Source organism: Streptomyces sp. NPDC006197 (genome assembly GCF_040613865.1).
Classification (GTDB): Bacteria; Actinomycetota; Actinomycetes; order Streptomycetales; family Streptomycetaceae; genus Streptomyces.
Genome location: NZ_JBEXSZ010000183.1, coordinates 1 through 14,801, shown reverse-complemented (window position 1 = coordinate 14,801; position 14,801 = coordinate 1). Strand labels below are relative to the sequence as shown.

At 72.4% G+C, this 14,801-nt stretch carries 12 protein-coding genes; 7 read left to right on the top strand and 5 right to left on the bottom strand.

All coding sequences use genetic code 11. From position 1 onward, the window contains the following. From rhaD to ABZ318_RS35360, 5 genes are all read left to right on the top strand, one after another. Positions 1-1,326, top strand: a 1,326-nt coding sequence (gene rhaD, locus ABZ318_RS35380; protein ID WP_356906532.1) for a bifunctional rhamnulose-1-phosphate aldolase/short-chain dehydrogenase, incomplete at its 5' end; no start/stop codon positions are given. Continuing rightward, positions 1,323-2,804, top strand: coding sequence for a rhamnulokinase family protein (locus tag ABZ318_RS35375; RefSeq protein WP_356906531.1), 1,482 nt, complete (start codon positions 1,323-1,325; stop codon positions 2,802-2,804). The genes rhaD and ABZ318_RS35375, both read left to right, overlap by 4 nt. After that, the gene (locus tag ABZ318_RS35370; protein ID WP_356906530.1) at positions 2,804-3,520 is read left to right on the top strand and encodes a (Fe-S)-binding protein; all 717 of its coding nucleotides are present in this window, start codon (positions 2,804-2,806) and stop codon (positions 3,518-3,520) included. The genes ABZ318_RS35375 and ABZ318_RS35370 overlap by 1 nt, the downstream gene beginning before the upstream one ends. Next, entirely contained in the window at positions 3,517-4,941 is a 1,425-nt protein-coding gene (locus ABZ318_RS35365) for a LutB/LldF family L-lactate oxidation iron-sulfur protein (RefSeq protein WP_356906529.1), read from the top strand. Before ABZ318_RS35370 ends, ABZ318_RS35365 begins: the two co-directional genes overlap by 4 nt. A gap of 100 nt (positions 4,942-5,041) precedes the next feature. Further along, on the top strand, positions 5,042-5,680 hold the full coding sequence (locus ABZ318_RS35360) for an LUD domain-containing protein (RefSeq protein WP_356906528.1): 639 nt from the start codon (positions 5,042-5,044) through the stop codon (positions 5,678-5,680). A gap of 51 nt (positions 5,681-5,731) precedes the next feature. Here the strand turns inward: ABZ318_RS35360 and ABZ318_RS35355 are convergent, their stop codons facing one another. The 4 genes from ABZ318_RS35355 to ABZ318_RS35340 are packed head-to-tail and all read right to left on the bottom strand — an operon-like array spanning position 5,732 to position 9,991. Continuing rightward, positions 5,732-6,757: a LacI family DNA-binding transcriptional regulator gene (locus tag ABZ318_RS35355; RefSeq protein WP_356906527.1), complete on the bottom strand. Its 1,026-nt coding sequence runs from the start codon at positions 6,755-6,757 to the stop codon at positions 5,732-5,734. A gap of 29 nt (positions 6,758-6,786) precedes the next feature. Next, positions 6,787-7,701 (bottom strand): carbohydrate ABC transporter permease, encoded by a 915-nt coding sequence (locus ABZ318_RS35350; RefSeq protein WP_356906526.1) that lies wholly within the window; start codon positions 7,699-7,701, stop codon positions 6,787-6,789. Then, the gene (locus tag ABZ318_RS35345; protein ID WP_356906525.1) at positions 7,698-8,678 is read right to left on the bottom strand and encodes a sugar ABC transporter permease; all 981 of its coding nucleotides are present in this window, start codon (positions 8,676-8,678) and stop codon (positions 7,698-7,700) included. The genes ABZ318_RS35350 and ABZ318_RS35345 overlap by 4 nt, the downstream gene beginning before the upstream one ends. Then, a complete protein-coding gene (locus tag ABZ318_RS35340; RefSeq protein WP_356906524.1) occupies positions 8,675-9,991 on the bottom strand; it encodes an extracellular solute-binding protein in 1,317 nt (438 codons plus the stop codon). Before ABZ318_RS35340 ends, ABZ318_RS35345 begins: the two co-directional genes overlap by 4 nt. A gap of 209 nt (positions 9,992-10,200) precedes the next feature. Between ABZ318_RS35340 and ABZ318_RS35335 the strand changes: the two genes are divergently transcribed. Continuing rightward, a complete protein-coding gene (locus ABZ318_RS35335; RefSeq protein ID WP_356906523.1) occupies positions 10,201-12,225 on the top strand; it encodes a beta-galactosidase in 2,025 nt (674 codons plus the stop codon). Positions 12,226-12,350: 125 nt separating this feature from the next. Then, positions 12,351-13,931 carry an arabinogalactan endo-1,4-beta-galactosidase gene (locus ABZ318_RS35330; protein ID WP_356906522.1) on the top strand — a complete coding sequence of 527 codons (1,581 nt, stop codon included), beginning with the start codon at positions 12,351-12,353 and terminating at the stop codon, positions 13,929-13,931. A gap of 61 nt (positions 13,932-13,992) precedes the next feature. Here ABZ318_RS35330 and dgoD read toward each other — a convergent pair. Further along, a partial coding sequence (gene dgoD / locus ABZ318_RS35325) for a galactonate dehydratase (RefSeq protein WP_356906521.1) occupies positions 13,993-14,801 on the bottom strand: 809 nt, incomplete at its 5' end.

Here is a 14,801-nt window from a genome sequence, read left to right as displayed (position 1 = left end):
GCCGCGGCGCTCGCCCCGTACGTCCGCGCCCTCGCCTCCCGGGACCGTCCGCAGGTCGGGCACTTCACCGACTCCGAGCCGGTGCTCGACTTCCTCTCCCGCGCCGCACACCCCCGGCTCACCGCCCTCGGGACCTCCTGTCCCGACCACTTCCTGCGGACCAAGGTCCGGCCGCTGGTCCTGGACCTGCCCGCCGACGCGCCCCTCGACCGGGCGGTCGACCGGCTGCGGGAGCTGCACACCGCGTACCGCGAGGAGTACGCCGCCTACTACGCCCGGCACGCCACCGAGGACTCCCCCGCGATGCGCGGCGCCGATCCGGCGATCGTGCTCGTGCCGGGCGTGGGCATGTTCTCCTTCGGGCGCGACAAGCAGACCGCGCGCGTGGCGGGCGAGTTCTACGGGAACGCGATCCAGGTGATGCGGGGCGCGGAGGCGGTCTCCTCGTACGCGCCGATCGAGGAGTCCGAGAAGTTCCGCATCGAGTACTGGGAGTTGGAGGAGGCCAAGCTGCGGCGGATGCCGAAGCCGCGGCCGCTCGCGACCCGGGTGGCGCTCGTGACGGGGGCGGGCAGCGGCATCGGTCGGGCGATCGCGCACCGGCTCGCCGCCGAGGGGGCCTGCGTGGTGGTCGCCGACCGGAACGCGGCGGGCGCGGCGCAGGTGGCGGAGGAACTCGGCGGCCCCGACAGGGCGGTGGCCGTCGCCGTGGACGTCACGTCGGAGGAGGAGGTCGGTGCCGCGTTCCGGGCGGCGGTGCTCGCCTTCGGCGGGGTGGACCTGGTCGTGAACAACGCGGGCGTCTCGATCTCGAAGCCGCTCCTGGAGACCACGGCGCAGGACTGGGACGTCCAGCACGCGATCATGGCGCGGGGTTCGTTCCTGGTCTCCCGGGAGGCCGCGCGGATCATGACCGCGCAGGGGCTCGGCGGCGACATCGTCTACATCGCCTCCAAGAACGCGGTCTTCGCGGGCCCGAACAACATCGCCTACTCCGCCGCCAAGGCCGACCAGGCACACCAGGTGCGCCTCCTCGCCGCGGAGTTGGGCGAGCACGGCATCCGGGTGAACGGCGTCAACCCCGACGGGGTGGTGCGCGGCTCGGGCATCTTCTCCGGGGGCTGGGGCGCCCAGCGGGCGGCCACCTACGGCATCGAGGAGGACCAGCTGGGCGCGTACTACGCGGGGCGCACGCTGCTCAAGCGGGAGGTGCTGCCCGAGCACGTGGCCAACGCGGTGTTCGTACTGACCGGAGGCGACCTCAGCCACACGACCGGTCTGCAGGTGCCGGTGGACGCGGGTGTCGCCGCCGCCTTCCTGCGATGAGCGGCGACGTGGGCGTCTTCGCCGCGGCCGACCTCGGCGCCACCAGCGGGCGGGTGATGCTCGGGCGGGTCGGCCGCGACCTGCTCGACCTCACCGAGCTCCACCGCTTCCCCAACACCCCGGTGCTGCTGCCCGACGGGCTGCGCTGGAACGCCCTCGCCCTCTTCCAGGGCGTCCTGGACGGCCTGCGCGCCGCCGCCCGCGCCGGCGGCGTCGACTCGGTGGGCGTGGACACCTGGGCGGTGGACTACGGGCTCCTCGACGCCGACGGCGCGCTGCTCGGCGCGCCGTACCACTACCGCGACCGGCGTACGGAGGGGGCGGCGGAGGCGGTGCGGGGGAAGGTCGGCCCGGCCGAGCTGTACCGGATCACCGGCCTCCAGCACCTCCCCTTCAACACCGTCTACCAGCTCGCGTCGGCCGCCGGATCGGTCCAACTGTCCATGGCCCGGACACTGTTGCTCATGCCGGACCTGATGGTGCACTGGCTGACCGGGACGGTCGGCGCCGAGGAGACGAACGCCTCCACGACGGGCCTCTTCGACGCCCGCGCCGGCGCGTGGTCCGGGGAGCTGCTCGGCCGCCTCGCGATCGACCCCGGACTGCTCCCCCCGCTGCGGGCCCCCGGCGACCCGGCGGGCGAACTCCTCCCCCACGTCGCCGGGTTCACCGGGCTCGACGCCCGGACACCGGTGACGGTCGTCGCCTCGCACGACACCGCGTCGGCCGTGGCCGCCGTCCCCGCGACGGACCCGGACTTCGCGTACGTCTCCTGCGGCACCTGGTCGCTCGCGGGCCTGGAGCTGGACGCCCCGGTCCTGACCGAGGAGTCCCGGGCGGCGAACTTCACCAACGAGCGCGGGGTCGACGGCACGGTCCGCTTCCTGCGGAACACCATGGGCCTGTGGCTCCTGGAGGAGTGCCGCCGCACCTGGGAGCGCCAGGGGCTGTCCGCCGGTCTCGACGGGCTGCTCGCGGACGCGGCGCGCGCGGAGCCGTTCGCGGCGGTCGTCGACCCGGACGCGCCGGAGTTCCTCGCCCCGGGCGACATGCCGGAGCGGATCCGGGCCCACTGCCGGCGCACCGGGCAGCCCGCGCCGGACGGTCCCGGGGCGGTGGTCCGCTGTGTCCTGGAGAGTCTGGCCCTGGCCCACCGGCGCACCCTGCGGCGGGCCGCCGAGCTGGCCGGCCGGGAGGTCGCGCGGGTGCATCTGGTGGGCGGCGGAGCCCGTAACGCGCTGCTCTGCCAGTGGACGGCGGACGCCACCGGGCTGCCCGTGGTCGCGGGCCCCGTGGAGGCGACCGCCCTGGGCAACGTCCTCGTCCAGGCGCGCGCCGCCGGTCTCGTCGGCGGCCTCGGCTCGATGCGTCGGCTCGTCGCGCGGACGCGACCCCTGCGACACTACGTACCGCAGGGCGACGGCGCCGCCTGGGACAGGGCCGCCGCCCGACTCGAACCGTCCCCGAGGAACCAGTGATGCGCGTCGCCCTCTTCGTCACCTGCGTCAACGACGCCGTCTTCCCGGCGACGGGCGTGGCCACGGTCCGGCTCCTCGAACGGCTCGGGGTGACGGTCGACTTCCCGGCGGCCCAGTCCTGCTGCGGGCAGCCGCAGTTCAACACGGGCTACCGCGCGGAGACCGAGCCGCTCGTACGGCGCACGGTGCGGGCCTTCGAGGGCTACGACCACGTGGTGACCCCGTCCGGTTCGTGCGCGGCGATGGTCCGCCACCACTACCCGTCGTTCGGTACGGAGGCGGGGGCCCTGGCGCCGCGCGTGCACGAGCTGACGGAGTTCCTGGTGGACGTGCTCGGCGTGACGGACGTGGGCGCGTACTTCCCGCACCGGGTGACGTACCACCCGTCCTGTCACGGCCTGCGGCTCCTCGGGCTCGGGGAGCGGCCGCGGCGGCTCCTGGAGGCGGTGAAGGGCCTGGAGCTCGTGGAGCTGCCGGGCGCGGAGGAGTGCTGCGGCTTCGGCGGCACGTTCGCGGTGAAGAACCCGGACGTCTCGGCGGCGATGGGCGCCGACAAGATCGCGAACGCGCTGTCCACGGGCGCGGAGGTCCTGTGCGGCGCGGACAACTCCTGTCTGCTGCACGTGGGCGGCATGCTGAGGCGCCAGGAGGCGCCGCTGCGGGTGCTGCACCTGGCGGAGATCCTGGCGAGCACGGAAGAGGAGCCCTGGCGGTGAGCGGAACATTCCTGGGGATGCCGGCCTTCCCCGAGGCCGCGCGGGCGGCCGTCGGGAACACGACCCTGCGCGCCAACCTGCGACACGCGACCCACACCATCCGGGACAAGCGGGCGCGGGCGGTGGCCGAGCTGGACGACTGGGCCGCGCTCCGCGAGGCCGGAAAGCGGATCAAGGACGAGACGCTCCGCCATCTCGACACGTACCTCCTCCGGTTGGAGGAGTCGGTGACGGCTGCGGGCGGCACGGTGCACTGGGCGGCGGACGCGGCGGAGGCCAACCGGATCGTCACCGAGCTCGTACGGGCCACCGGAGAGACCGAGGCCGTCAAGGTCAAGTCCATGGCCACCCAGGAGATCGGGCTCAACGAGCACCTGGCGGCCGAGGGCATCGCCGCGTACGAGACGGATCTCGCGGAGCTGATCGTGCAGCTCGGCGAGGACCGCCCCTCGCACATCCTGGTCCCGGCGATCCACCGCAACCGCGGCGAGATCCGCGACGTCTTCCGCGAGAGGATGGGGAGTTGGGGCCGCCCGGCGCCGGAGGGGCTGAGCGACACCCCGGCCGAGCTGGCGGAGGCGGCCCGGCTGCACCTGCGGGAGAAGTTCCTGCGGGCCAAGGTCGGGATCTCCGGGGCGAACTTCATGGTCGCCGAGACCGGCACCCTCGTCGTCGTCGAGTCCGAGGGCAACGGCCGCATGTGCCTGACCCTGCCCGAGACCCTCATCTCGGTCGTCGGCATCGAGAAGGTGGTGCCGACCTGGCGGGACCTGGAGGTCTTCCTCCAGACGCTCCCGCGCTCCTCGACGGCCGAACGGATGAACCCGTACACGAGCACGTGGACCGGCACCACCGACGGCGACGGGCCGAGCGCCTTCCACCTGGTCCTCCTCGACAACGGACGCACCGACGCCCTCGCCGACGAGGTGGGGCGGCAGGCGCTGCGCTGCATCCGCTGCTCGGCCTGTCTCAACGTCTGCCCGGTGTACGAGCGGGCCGGCGGTCACGCGTACGGCTCGGTCTACCCCGGTCCGATCGGCGCGATCCTCACCCCGCAGCTGCGGGGCACCGCGAGCGAGGTCGACGCCTCGCTGCCGTACGCCTCCTCGCTGTGCGGCGCCTGCTACGAGGTGTGCCCGGTCGCCATCGACATCCCCGAGGTCCTGGTGCACCTGCGCGAGCGGGTGGCCGAGGAGGGCGGCAAGGGACACCGTCTGGAGCGGGCCGCGATCAAGGCGTCCACCTGGGTCCTGGACCACCCCGGCGTGCTCGCCGCGGGCGAACGGCTCGCGTCCGCGACCCGGAAGGCGCTCCCGAAACGGCTGCCGGGCCCGGGCGCCCGTCAGTGGACGGAGAGTCGCGACCTGCCCGAACTGCCCGCCGAACCGTTCCGCGACTGGTGGAGGAAGAACCGCGCATGACCGATCTCCCGCCCGCGCGGCCCCACACGACCGGTTCCCCGCACCCGGAACCGCACCCGGCCGCGCCCGGCCCCCGGACCCCCGTGAGGAGGACCCGCACATGACCGACGACTCCCGCGCCCGCGTCCTCGCCCGGATCCGCGCCGCCGTCGCGGACGCCCCCGAGGCTCCCGCCGTCGCCCGTGACTACCGGACCAGCCACGCCCCGGACGACTCGGACGGTCTTCTCGACCTGCTCCACGAGAACCTCGCCGACTACCGGGCCCGTGTCCACCGCACCGCCCCCGACGGCGTGGCCGGGCTCGTCGCGCGGCTCCTCGCGGAACGCGGCGCCCGCAGCGTCGTCGTGCCGCCCGGGCTGCCCGAGGAGTGGCTCGCCACGGCCGAGGCCGTGCGGCGGTTCGACGAGCCCCGGCTGACCCCGTACGAACTGGACGGCGCGGACGCCGTGGTGACGGGGTGCGCGGTGGCGATCGCCGAGACCGGCACGATCGTCCTCGACGGCGGGCCGGGGCAGGGCCGCCGGGCCCTCACCCTCGTCCCCGATCTGCACCTCTGCGTGGTGCGGGCGCCGGAGCAGGTGGTGGCCTCGGTGCCGCTCGCGCTCCCCCTGCTCGATCCGGGGCGTCCGCTGACCTGGATCTCGGGGCCGTCCGCGACGAGCGACATCGAGCTGGACCGGGTGGAGGGCGTGCACGGGCCGCGCACTCTGGAAGTGATCCTGGTGACGGGCCGATAGGACGAACGGCCGGGCCCACGAAGGGGCCCGGCCGTGCCGACAGGACAGGCCCTACGCCGACTCGCGGCGGACGAGCTCCGTCGGCAGGATGACCGTCGCCGGGTCCTCGCCCGCTATCCGCGCCAGGAGCGTCCGGACCATCTCGGTGCTGATGCGGTCCCAGGGCTGGCGGATGGTGGTGAGGGAGGGGCGGGAGGAGAGGGCCGCCGGGGAGTCGTCGAAGCCGCCCACGGCGATGTCCTCGGGGACCCGCCTGCCCGCGCGGGCGAGCGCGTCGAGGACGCCCTGCGCCATCAGGTCGGAGGCGACGAAGACGGCGTCGATGTCCGGGGCGCGCTCCAGGAGGGCGCGGGCGGCGTCCTCTCCGCTGGCCCGGCTGTAGTCGCCGGTGGCGATCAGCGTCTCGTCGACGGGCAGGCCGTGCTCGGCGAGCGTCTCGCGGTAGCCGGCGAGGCGCTCCACCCCGCCGGGGGTGTCGAGCGGTCCGGTGACGGTGGCGATCCGGCGCCGCCCGGTCGCGTACAGGTGGCGCACCATGTCGCGGGCGCCGTCCCGGTCGTCGGCGGCGACGTAGCCGATCTTGGCGGTCTGGCCGAGGGGCTTGCCGCAGGCGACGACGGGGACTCCGGCCTCGTGCAGCCGGGCCACCACGGGGTCGCCGGAGTGGCTGGAGACGAGGAGGACGCCGTCGACGTGGCCGGCCTCGATGTAGCGGAGGTTGCGGCGGCGTTCGTCCTCGGTGCCCGCGATCATCAGGAGGAGCGGGATGTCCTGGGCGGCGAGGGCCTGGGTGCAGGCCCTGAGGAGGACGTTGAAGTTGGGGTCCTCGAAGAAGCGCTCCTGCGGTTCGGTCAGGAGGAAGGCGACCGAGTCGGACTTGCCGGTGATCAGCGAGCGGGCGTGCCGGTTGACGACGTATCCCGTTCTTCGGATCGCGGCGTCGACGGCCGCCTTCGCGGTCGGGCTGACGTAGTGGCCGCCGTTGAGGACGCGGGAGACGGTGCCGCGCGAGACTCCGGCCTCGCGGGCCACGTCGTGGATGGTCGCCGGGCGGCGCCTGCTCGCTGCTGTGCTCATGCTGTGTGTTTCCCCTCGATCCCCTGTGGTCAGGACTTTACGGCGCCGGAGAGCAGGTCGAGGCTCCAGAAGCGCTGGATGACCAGGAACAGGGCGATGAGCGGGACGACGGCGAGGAAGGCTCCGGCGATGACGAGGGTGTAGAGGGAGGGCTGGCTGGCGCCCTGCTTGAGGAGGGTGAACAGGCCGACGGTCATGGGGAACTTCTCGTCGTCGCCGAGCATGATGAAGGGCAGGAGGAAGTTGTTCCAGATGGCGACGAACTGGAAGAGGAAGATCGTCACCAGGCCCGGGGACATCATGGGGACGGCGATCCGCAGGAAGATCCGCCATTCGCCGGCGCCGTCCATGCGGCCCGCCTCGACGAGCTCCATGGGGATGGCGGCCTCGGCGTAGATGCGGCCGAGGTAGACGCCGTACGGGGAGAGGATCAGCGGCAGCAGCACGGAGGCGTACGTGTCCGTGAGGTCGGCCTCGGCCATGAGCAGGTACTGCGGGATGGCGAGGATGACCGGGGGCATGAGGACGCCGGTGAGGATGACGTTGAAGAAGGGCTCGCGGCCGCGGAAGCGGTGGACCGCGAAGGCGTAGCCGGCGAAGGCGGAGACCACGGTGGACAGGACGGCGCCGAGGCCCGCGTAGAAGACGGAGTTGCCCATCCAGCGCCAGTAGATGCCCTCGCGGTACGCGTTGAGGTCGGTGAGGTTGTCGGCGAAGCCGTCGCCGGGCAGGAAGGTGAAGGTGGAGAAGAGGTCCTGACCCGACTTGGTGGCGGCGACCACGACCCAGGCGACGGGGAGCAGGCAGTAGAGCGCGCCGAGGACGAGGGCGGCGGTGGGGAGCAGGGCGGTGCGGCGGGGGCGGGGCGGGCCCTGGGAGGTGCCGGGGGTGGTGCCGGCGGCCGGGGCGGAGGCGCGGAGGGGCGGGGAGGCGAGCCCGTTCATCGGCTTGCTCCTTGTGCGGTGCGGCGGTTGGAGACCCTCAGGAGGGCGAAGGAGAGCGCGAAGGTGGCGAGGGCGAGCACGACGGCGGTGGCCGAGGCGGCGTGGATGTTCCCGCCGGTGAAGGCGTCGTTGTAGACCTTCATCAGGGGGCTCCAGGTGGAGGGGATGCCGTTGGTGAGCGGCTTGAGCGTCATGGGCTCGTTGAAGACCTGGAGGGTGGCGATGATCGAGAAGAAGAAGGTGAGCACCAGGGAGGGCACCACCATCGGGATCTTGATGCGGAGCGCGATCCGGAGCTCGGAGCAGCCGTCGAGCTTGGCCGCCTCGTACACCTCGGCGGGCAGGGAGCGCAGCGCGGTGTAGATGACGATCATGTTGAAGCCGGTGCCGCCCCAGATCGCGATGTTCGACATCGCCAGGTAGAGCGGCCCGCCGTCCATGAGGTCGGGCTGCGGGAGGCCGAGGGCGTCGAGGAGGTGGAGGAAGGGGCTGACGTCGGGGAGGTAGAGGAAGCCCCAGAGGAGTGCCGCGATGACACCGGGGACGGCGTACGGCAGGAAGATCGCGAGGCGGGCGAAGGAGCGGGCGCGGACGCGCTCGGTGTCGAGGAGGAGCGCGAAGAGCAGGGCGAGGCCGAGCATGACCGGGACGACGATGGCGCCGTAGCCGAGGACGCGCAGGGCGCTGTGGAGGAACTCGGAGTCGGTGAGGGCGGAGGTGTAGTTCTCCAGGCCGGCCCAGACCTCGTGCCTGGCTCCCCTGCCGAGGCCGAGGCCCTTGATCTCGATCTTGTGGAAGCTGAGCCAGACGGCGTAGCCGATGGGCAGTGCGAAGAAGAGGGCGAAGAGGAGGGCGGCGGGGAGGAGGAAGAAGTAGGGGGCGCTTCGCGCTCGTTTGAGGGTGGTGGGCGACGGGAGGGCGTACGGGGCCGTCTTGGCCCCGTACGACCGGCGCACGCCCTGGCGGGGCTGCGTCACTTGGCGACTCCGAAGCCCTGCTTCTCCAGGTCCGCGACGGTGGTGTTCCGGACGGCCGTCAGGGCGGCGCCGAAGCCGGACCTGGCCTTGGCGGCCTTGCCGAACTCGTCCTTGAAGGAGGTGTAGGCGACGTTCACGTTGGGGCCCCAGGCGCCCGGCGCGGTGGTCTTCGCGATCTCGGCGGCGCGGGTGTAGAAGTCGGGCTGGTTGGCGAAGTAGTCGGGGGCCTTGGCGAGGGCGCCGCTGGTCTGGGCGGCGGTGGCGGCGGGGTAGATGCCGGTCTCCTTGACGAGGGCGGCGAGGGCCTTCGGGTCGGTGTTCAGCCAGATGGCGAACTTCGCGGCGGCCTCCTTGTGCTTCGAGTCGGAGGTGACGCCGGTGGAGGAGCCGCCCCAGCTGCCGGTGGCGTTGCCGCCCTTGGTCCACTGCGGGAGCGGGGCCATGGCCCACTTGCCCTTGGCGGCGGGGGCGGCGGTGGTGAGGGTGCCGGGGGCCCAGACGGCGCTGACCCAGGCGAGCTGCTCGCCGGTGTTCATGGCCTTGTTCCAGGCGGGGGTGTACATCGGCTGGTTGTCGACGGCGCCCTCGGCGACCAGGCCGCCCCAGAAGTCGGTGACCTTCTTGGTGGCGGCGTCGTCGATGCCGACCTTCCACTTCTCGCCCTCGAAGGTCCACCACTTGGCGCCGGCCTGCTGGGAGAGGCCGGCGAAGAGGCCGGCGTCGTTGGCGGAGAAGGTGGTCAGGGACTTGCCGGGGGCCTTCTTCTTCAGGGTGCGGGCGGTGGCGGCGAACTCGTCCCAGGTGGTGGGGACGGAGAGGCCGTACTGCTTGAAGAGGTCCTCGCGGTAGAAGAACATCAGCGGCCCGGAGTCCTGCGGCAGGGCGTAGACGGCCTCGCCGCCGAAGGTGGTCTGCTGCCAGACGCCGGGGGCGAAGGCGTTCTTGACGTTCTCCGGGACCTCGGCGGCTATGTCGGCCAGGGAGTCGTTGCTGACGAGGGTGGGGAGGGCCTGGTACTCGGCCTGGACGAGGTCGGGTCCCTTGTGCGCCTTGGTCGCGGTGATGATCTTGGTGACGAGGTCGTCCCCGGAGGCCTGCTTCTGCACCGTGACCCTGATGTCGGGGTGTTCGGCGTTCCAGAGGGCGGCGACCTTGTCCATGCCGGGCGCCCAGGCCCAGTAGGTGAGCGAGACGGGGCCGGAGTCGGCGCCCGCCTCGTCGCCGGAGTCGGAGGAGCCGCAGGCGGAGAGCGCGGTGGCGCCGAGCAGGACGGCGGTGGCGGCGGCGAGACCGCGGCGCGTGATGTGAGGCATGGGGTACTTCTCCCTGACCGAAAAAGGGGCCTCTCCCCCGAGCGGGAGGGCCGGTCATGCATCTGTGAGCGTTCACAGTAGAGAAACGTTCCAGACACTTGTCAATGGTTGTTCGTGTGCGGTTATGTTGCGTTGCCACATCGAGATCGAGTGTGTGCACGTTCCCAAAGAACCAAAGCTTCCATCTTCCGAGGTTTCAGGAGAGACTCATGCCGCAGACCACTCCGAAGGGCCTGCACCGGCTCGCGTTCGGCGGGGACTACAACCCCGAACAGTGGCCGGAAAGCGTCTGGCAGGAGGACGTCCGGCTGATGCGGGAGGCCGGCGTCACCATGGTGAGCGTCGGGATCTTCTCCTGGGCGCTGCTCGAACCCGAGCCGGGACGCCACGACTTCGGCTGGCTCGACCGGCTCCTCGACCTGCTCCACGAGAACGGCGTCCGCGTCGACCTGGGCACCCCCACCGTGGTGCCGCCCGCCTGGTTCTACCGCGCCCACCCCGAGGCCCTGCCCGTCACCGCCGAGGGCGTCCGCTTCTCCTACGGCTCACGCGGGGCGATCTGCCACAGCTCCGCCGCCTACCGCACGGCCGCCGCCGGCATCACCACGCAGCTCGCCCGCCGCTACGCCAGCCACCCCGCGCTCGCCCTGTGGCACGTCCACAACGAGTACGGCGTCCCCGTCAGCGCCTGCTACTGCGACAACTGCGCTGCTCACTTCCGCCGCTGGCTCCACGAGACCTACGGCTCGGTCGACGCCGTCAACGAGGCCTGGGGCACCGCCTTCTGGGGCCAGCGCTACGGCTCGTACGAGGAGATCGACCCGCCCCGCGCCACCCCCACCGTCGGCAACCCGGCCCAGCAGCTCGACTACCGCCGCTTCGCCGACGCCACCATCCGGGAGAACTTCCGGGCGGAACGGGACATCCTCCACGAGCTCGCCCCCGGCATCCCCGTCACCACCAACTTCATGACCGCGCTCAGCCAGTGCGACTCCCTCGACTACTGGGCCTGGGGCCGCGAGGTCGACCTCGTCACCAACGACCACTACCTCATCACCGACGGCCGCCGCACCCACGTCAACCTCGCCATGGCCGCCGACCTCACCCGCTCGGTGGCCGGCGGCGCACCCTGGCTGCTCCTGGAGCACTCCACCTCCGGCGTGAACTGGCAGCCCCGCAACCCGGCCAAGCGCCCCGGCGAGATGGCCCGCAACTCCCTCGCCCACGTCGCCCGCGGCTCCGAGGGCGCCATGTTCTTCCAGTGGCGCCAGTCCCGGCGCGGCGCCGAGAAGTTCCACTCCGCGATGGTCCCGCACGGCGGCACCGACACCCGGATCTGGCGGGAGGTCGTCGCCCTCGGCGCCGACGTGGAGGCCCTCGCCGAGGTGCGCGGCACCCGGACCGTCCCGGACGTCGCCATGGTCTGGGACTGGCACTCCTGGTGGGCCCAGAGCCTGGAGTGGCGGCCGAACGAGGCCCACGAGGCCCGCGAGCGCGCCGACAGCTTCTACGAGGCCCTCTACGACCGGCACCTCACCGTCGACTTCGCCCACCCCGAGTCCGACCTCTCGGCCTACCCGCTGGTCGTCGTCCCCGCGCTCTACCTCACCACCGAGGCCGCCGGGCAGAACCTGCGCGAGTACGTCGAGAACGGCGGCACCCTCGTCGTCTCGTACTTCTCCGGGATCGTCGACGAGCACGACGCCGTGCACCCCGGCGCCCATCCCGGCGCCCTGCGCGAGGTCCTCGGCCTCACCGTGGACGAGTGGTCCCCGCTCCTGGACGACCAGCGGGTGACCGTCACCGGACCGGACGGCGCCACGCTCACCGGCGACGTCTGGACGGAGTTCGTCCGGCCGCGCGGCGCGGAGACCGTGTGGACGTACGCGGACGGCCCGGCCGCCGGCGGACCCGCCGTCACCCGGCACCGGCTCGGCCGGGGCACCGCCTGGTACGTCTCCACCCGGCTCGACGCGGCCTCGCTCGACGCGATCCTCGCCGCCGCCTGCGAGGACGCCGGAGTCGCCCCGCGCACCGGACTCCCGCACGACGTCGAGGTCGTGCACCGCGCCGGGGACGCCGGGCAGCGGTACGTCTTCGCGCTGAACCACTCCGCCGAGGACGCCGAGGTGCCGCTGGACGGCTCCGGCACGGAGCTCCTCGGCGGCGGACCGGCCGACGGGAAGCTCACCGTCCCGGCCGGCGCCGTCAGGGTCGTACGCCTCGACGGCTGAGCCCACCCCCCTGATCTCCCCGGGGGCGGCCCGCACCCGCTGCACCGCCCCCGGGTGAGCCGTACCACCGCAAGGACCCACCGCACGACACTCCTCACATCCGCCACCGTCGAAGGGACTCGACGATGCACCCCGTACGCAGCCGCACCCGCCTGCGCGCCACGGCCCTCGCCGCCGCGCTCGGCGCCCTCCTCCTGGCCCCGCTGCCCGCCGCCCGGCACGCCGAGGCGGCCTCCACCCTCACCAACGCCGGCTTCGAGACCGACGGCACCGGGACCGCCGCCCCCTCCGGCTGGTCCACCTACTCCGCCGCCGGCCAGAACGCCGCCTCCTTCACCGAGGCCGGGGGCCACAGCGGCGGTCACCGCCTCACCCACTGGTCCTCCGCCGCGTACAAGGTGGAGACGTACCAGTACCTCTCCGGTCTCACCGACGGCAGCTACACGCTCAGCGCCTGGGTCCGCTCCGGCGGCGGGCAGAACTCCGCCTACCTCGCCCTGCGCAACTGCGGCTCCGCCGAGCAGCGCACCGACCTCCCGGTCACGTCGAGCGGCTGGATACGGATCGTCACCCCGGTCAAGGTCGTCGGCGGGGCCTGCACGATCAGCGTCAACTCCGACGCCAAGGCAGGCAACTGGATCAACGTCGACGATCTCTCCTTCACCCCCGGCACCACCGGACTCACCGTGAAGGGCGTCGACCTCTCCGCGCTGAAGAAGAGCGAGGACCTCGGCGGGACGTACAAGTCGAGCACCGGCGCGACCGGCGACCCGGTCGCCCTCCTCAGGAACTCGGGCGCCAACTACGGCCGCCTCAAGGTGTGGGTGAACCCGGCGGACGGCTACAACGACAAGGCCCGCGTCCTCGCCACCGCCAAGCGGATCAAGGCGCAGGGCATGAAGCTCCTCGTCGACTTCCACTACTCCGACATCTGGGCCGACCCCGGCGCCCAGACCAAGCCCGCCGCCTGGCCGGGGCACTCGTACGCCCAGCTCAAGACGGACGTGTACGACCACACGTACGACGTCCTGAACGCCCTCAAGGCACAGGGCACCACCGCCGACATGGTCCAGATCGGCAACGAGATCAACACCGGCATGCTCTGGCCCGAAGGCTCCACGAGCAACTGGTCCCAGCTCGCCGGGCTGCTCAAGTCCGGGATCTCCGCCGCCAAGGCGGTCTCGTCGGGCACCCAGATCGCGCTGCACCTCGCCAACGGCGGCGACAACGCGCTCTACCGCACGTGGTTCGACAACGCGACCGCGCAGGGCGTGGGTTACGACGTCATCGCGCTCTCCTTCTACGGCTACTGGCACGGCGCCCTGTCCTCGCTCCAGGCCAACCTGGACGACATCTCGGCCCGCTACGGCAAGAAGGTGATGGTCGCGGAGACCGCGTACCCGTTCCGCCTGGACAGCGAGGACGCCCACGAGAACATCATCGACCTCTCCTCCGAGCTGGTCTCCGGCTACCCGGCGAGCAGCGCCGGCCAGTCGGCCTGGCTGCGGGACGTCATGAACGTCGTCGAGGCGGTGCCGAACGGCCGCGGTCTCGGCGTCGTCTACTGGGAGCCGACCTGGACGGCCGTCGCGGGCAACGGCTGGGACCCGGCCGACCCCGCCTCGGGCAACGGCTGGGAGAACCAGGCCCTCTTCGACTACGACAGCAGGCTGCTGCCCGCGGCGGGCGTGCTCGCCCACCGGTGAGCCGTACGGCGTGAAGAAGGGGCGGGCCCGTTCGCGAGCCCGCCCCTTCGGCGCGTACCGACTACCACTCGGCCAGCGAGCCGTCGTCCCGGCGCCAGGCCGGATTGCGCCAGCGGTGCCCCACCTCGGCGGCCCGCTCGACCGCCTTCGCGTCGACCTCGATCCCGAGGCCCGGGCCGGTCGGCAGGGCCACGTGACCGTCCTCGTACCGGAAGACCGAGGGGTCGACGAGGTAGTCGAGCAGGTCGGAGCCGGTGTTGTAGTGGATGCCGAGGCTCTGCTCCTGGATCAGCAGGTTCGGCGCGGCGAAGCCGACCTGGAGGCAGGAGGCCAGCGCGATCGGTCCCAACGGGCAGTGCGGGGCGAGGGACACGTCGTACGCCTCGGCCATCGCGGCGATCCTGCGGACCTCCGAGATGCCGCCCGCGTGCGAGAGGTCGGGCTGCGCCACCGCGATGCCCTGGGCGAGGACCTTCTTGAAGTCCCAGCGGGAGTAGAGGCGTTCGCCGGTCGCGATGGGGATCGAGGTGGAGCGGACGATGTCGCCGATGTGGTCGCTCATCTCGGGGACGACCGGCTCCTCCACGAAGAAGGGCAGGTACGGCTCCAGGAGCGGCAGGACCCGGCGGGCCATCGGCGCGGTCAGGCGGCCGTGGAAGTCGATCGCGATGTCGAACTCGTCGCCGACGGCCTCGCGGATGGAGGCGACGCGGTCCACGATCCCCTGCGTGGCGGCGGGGGTGTCGATGAGCCGCAGCTGGGCGGAAGCGTTCATCTTGATGGCGGTGAAGCCCTCGTTCTTGCGGGCCAGGGCCTCGCTCGCCACCTCGTCGGGGCGGTCTCCGCCGATCCAGCTGTACACCCGGGCGC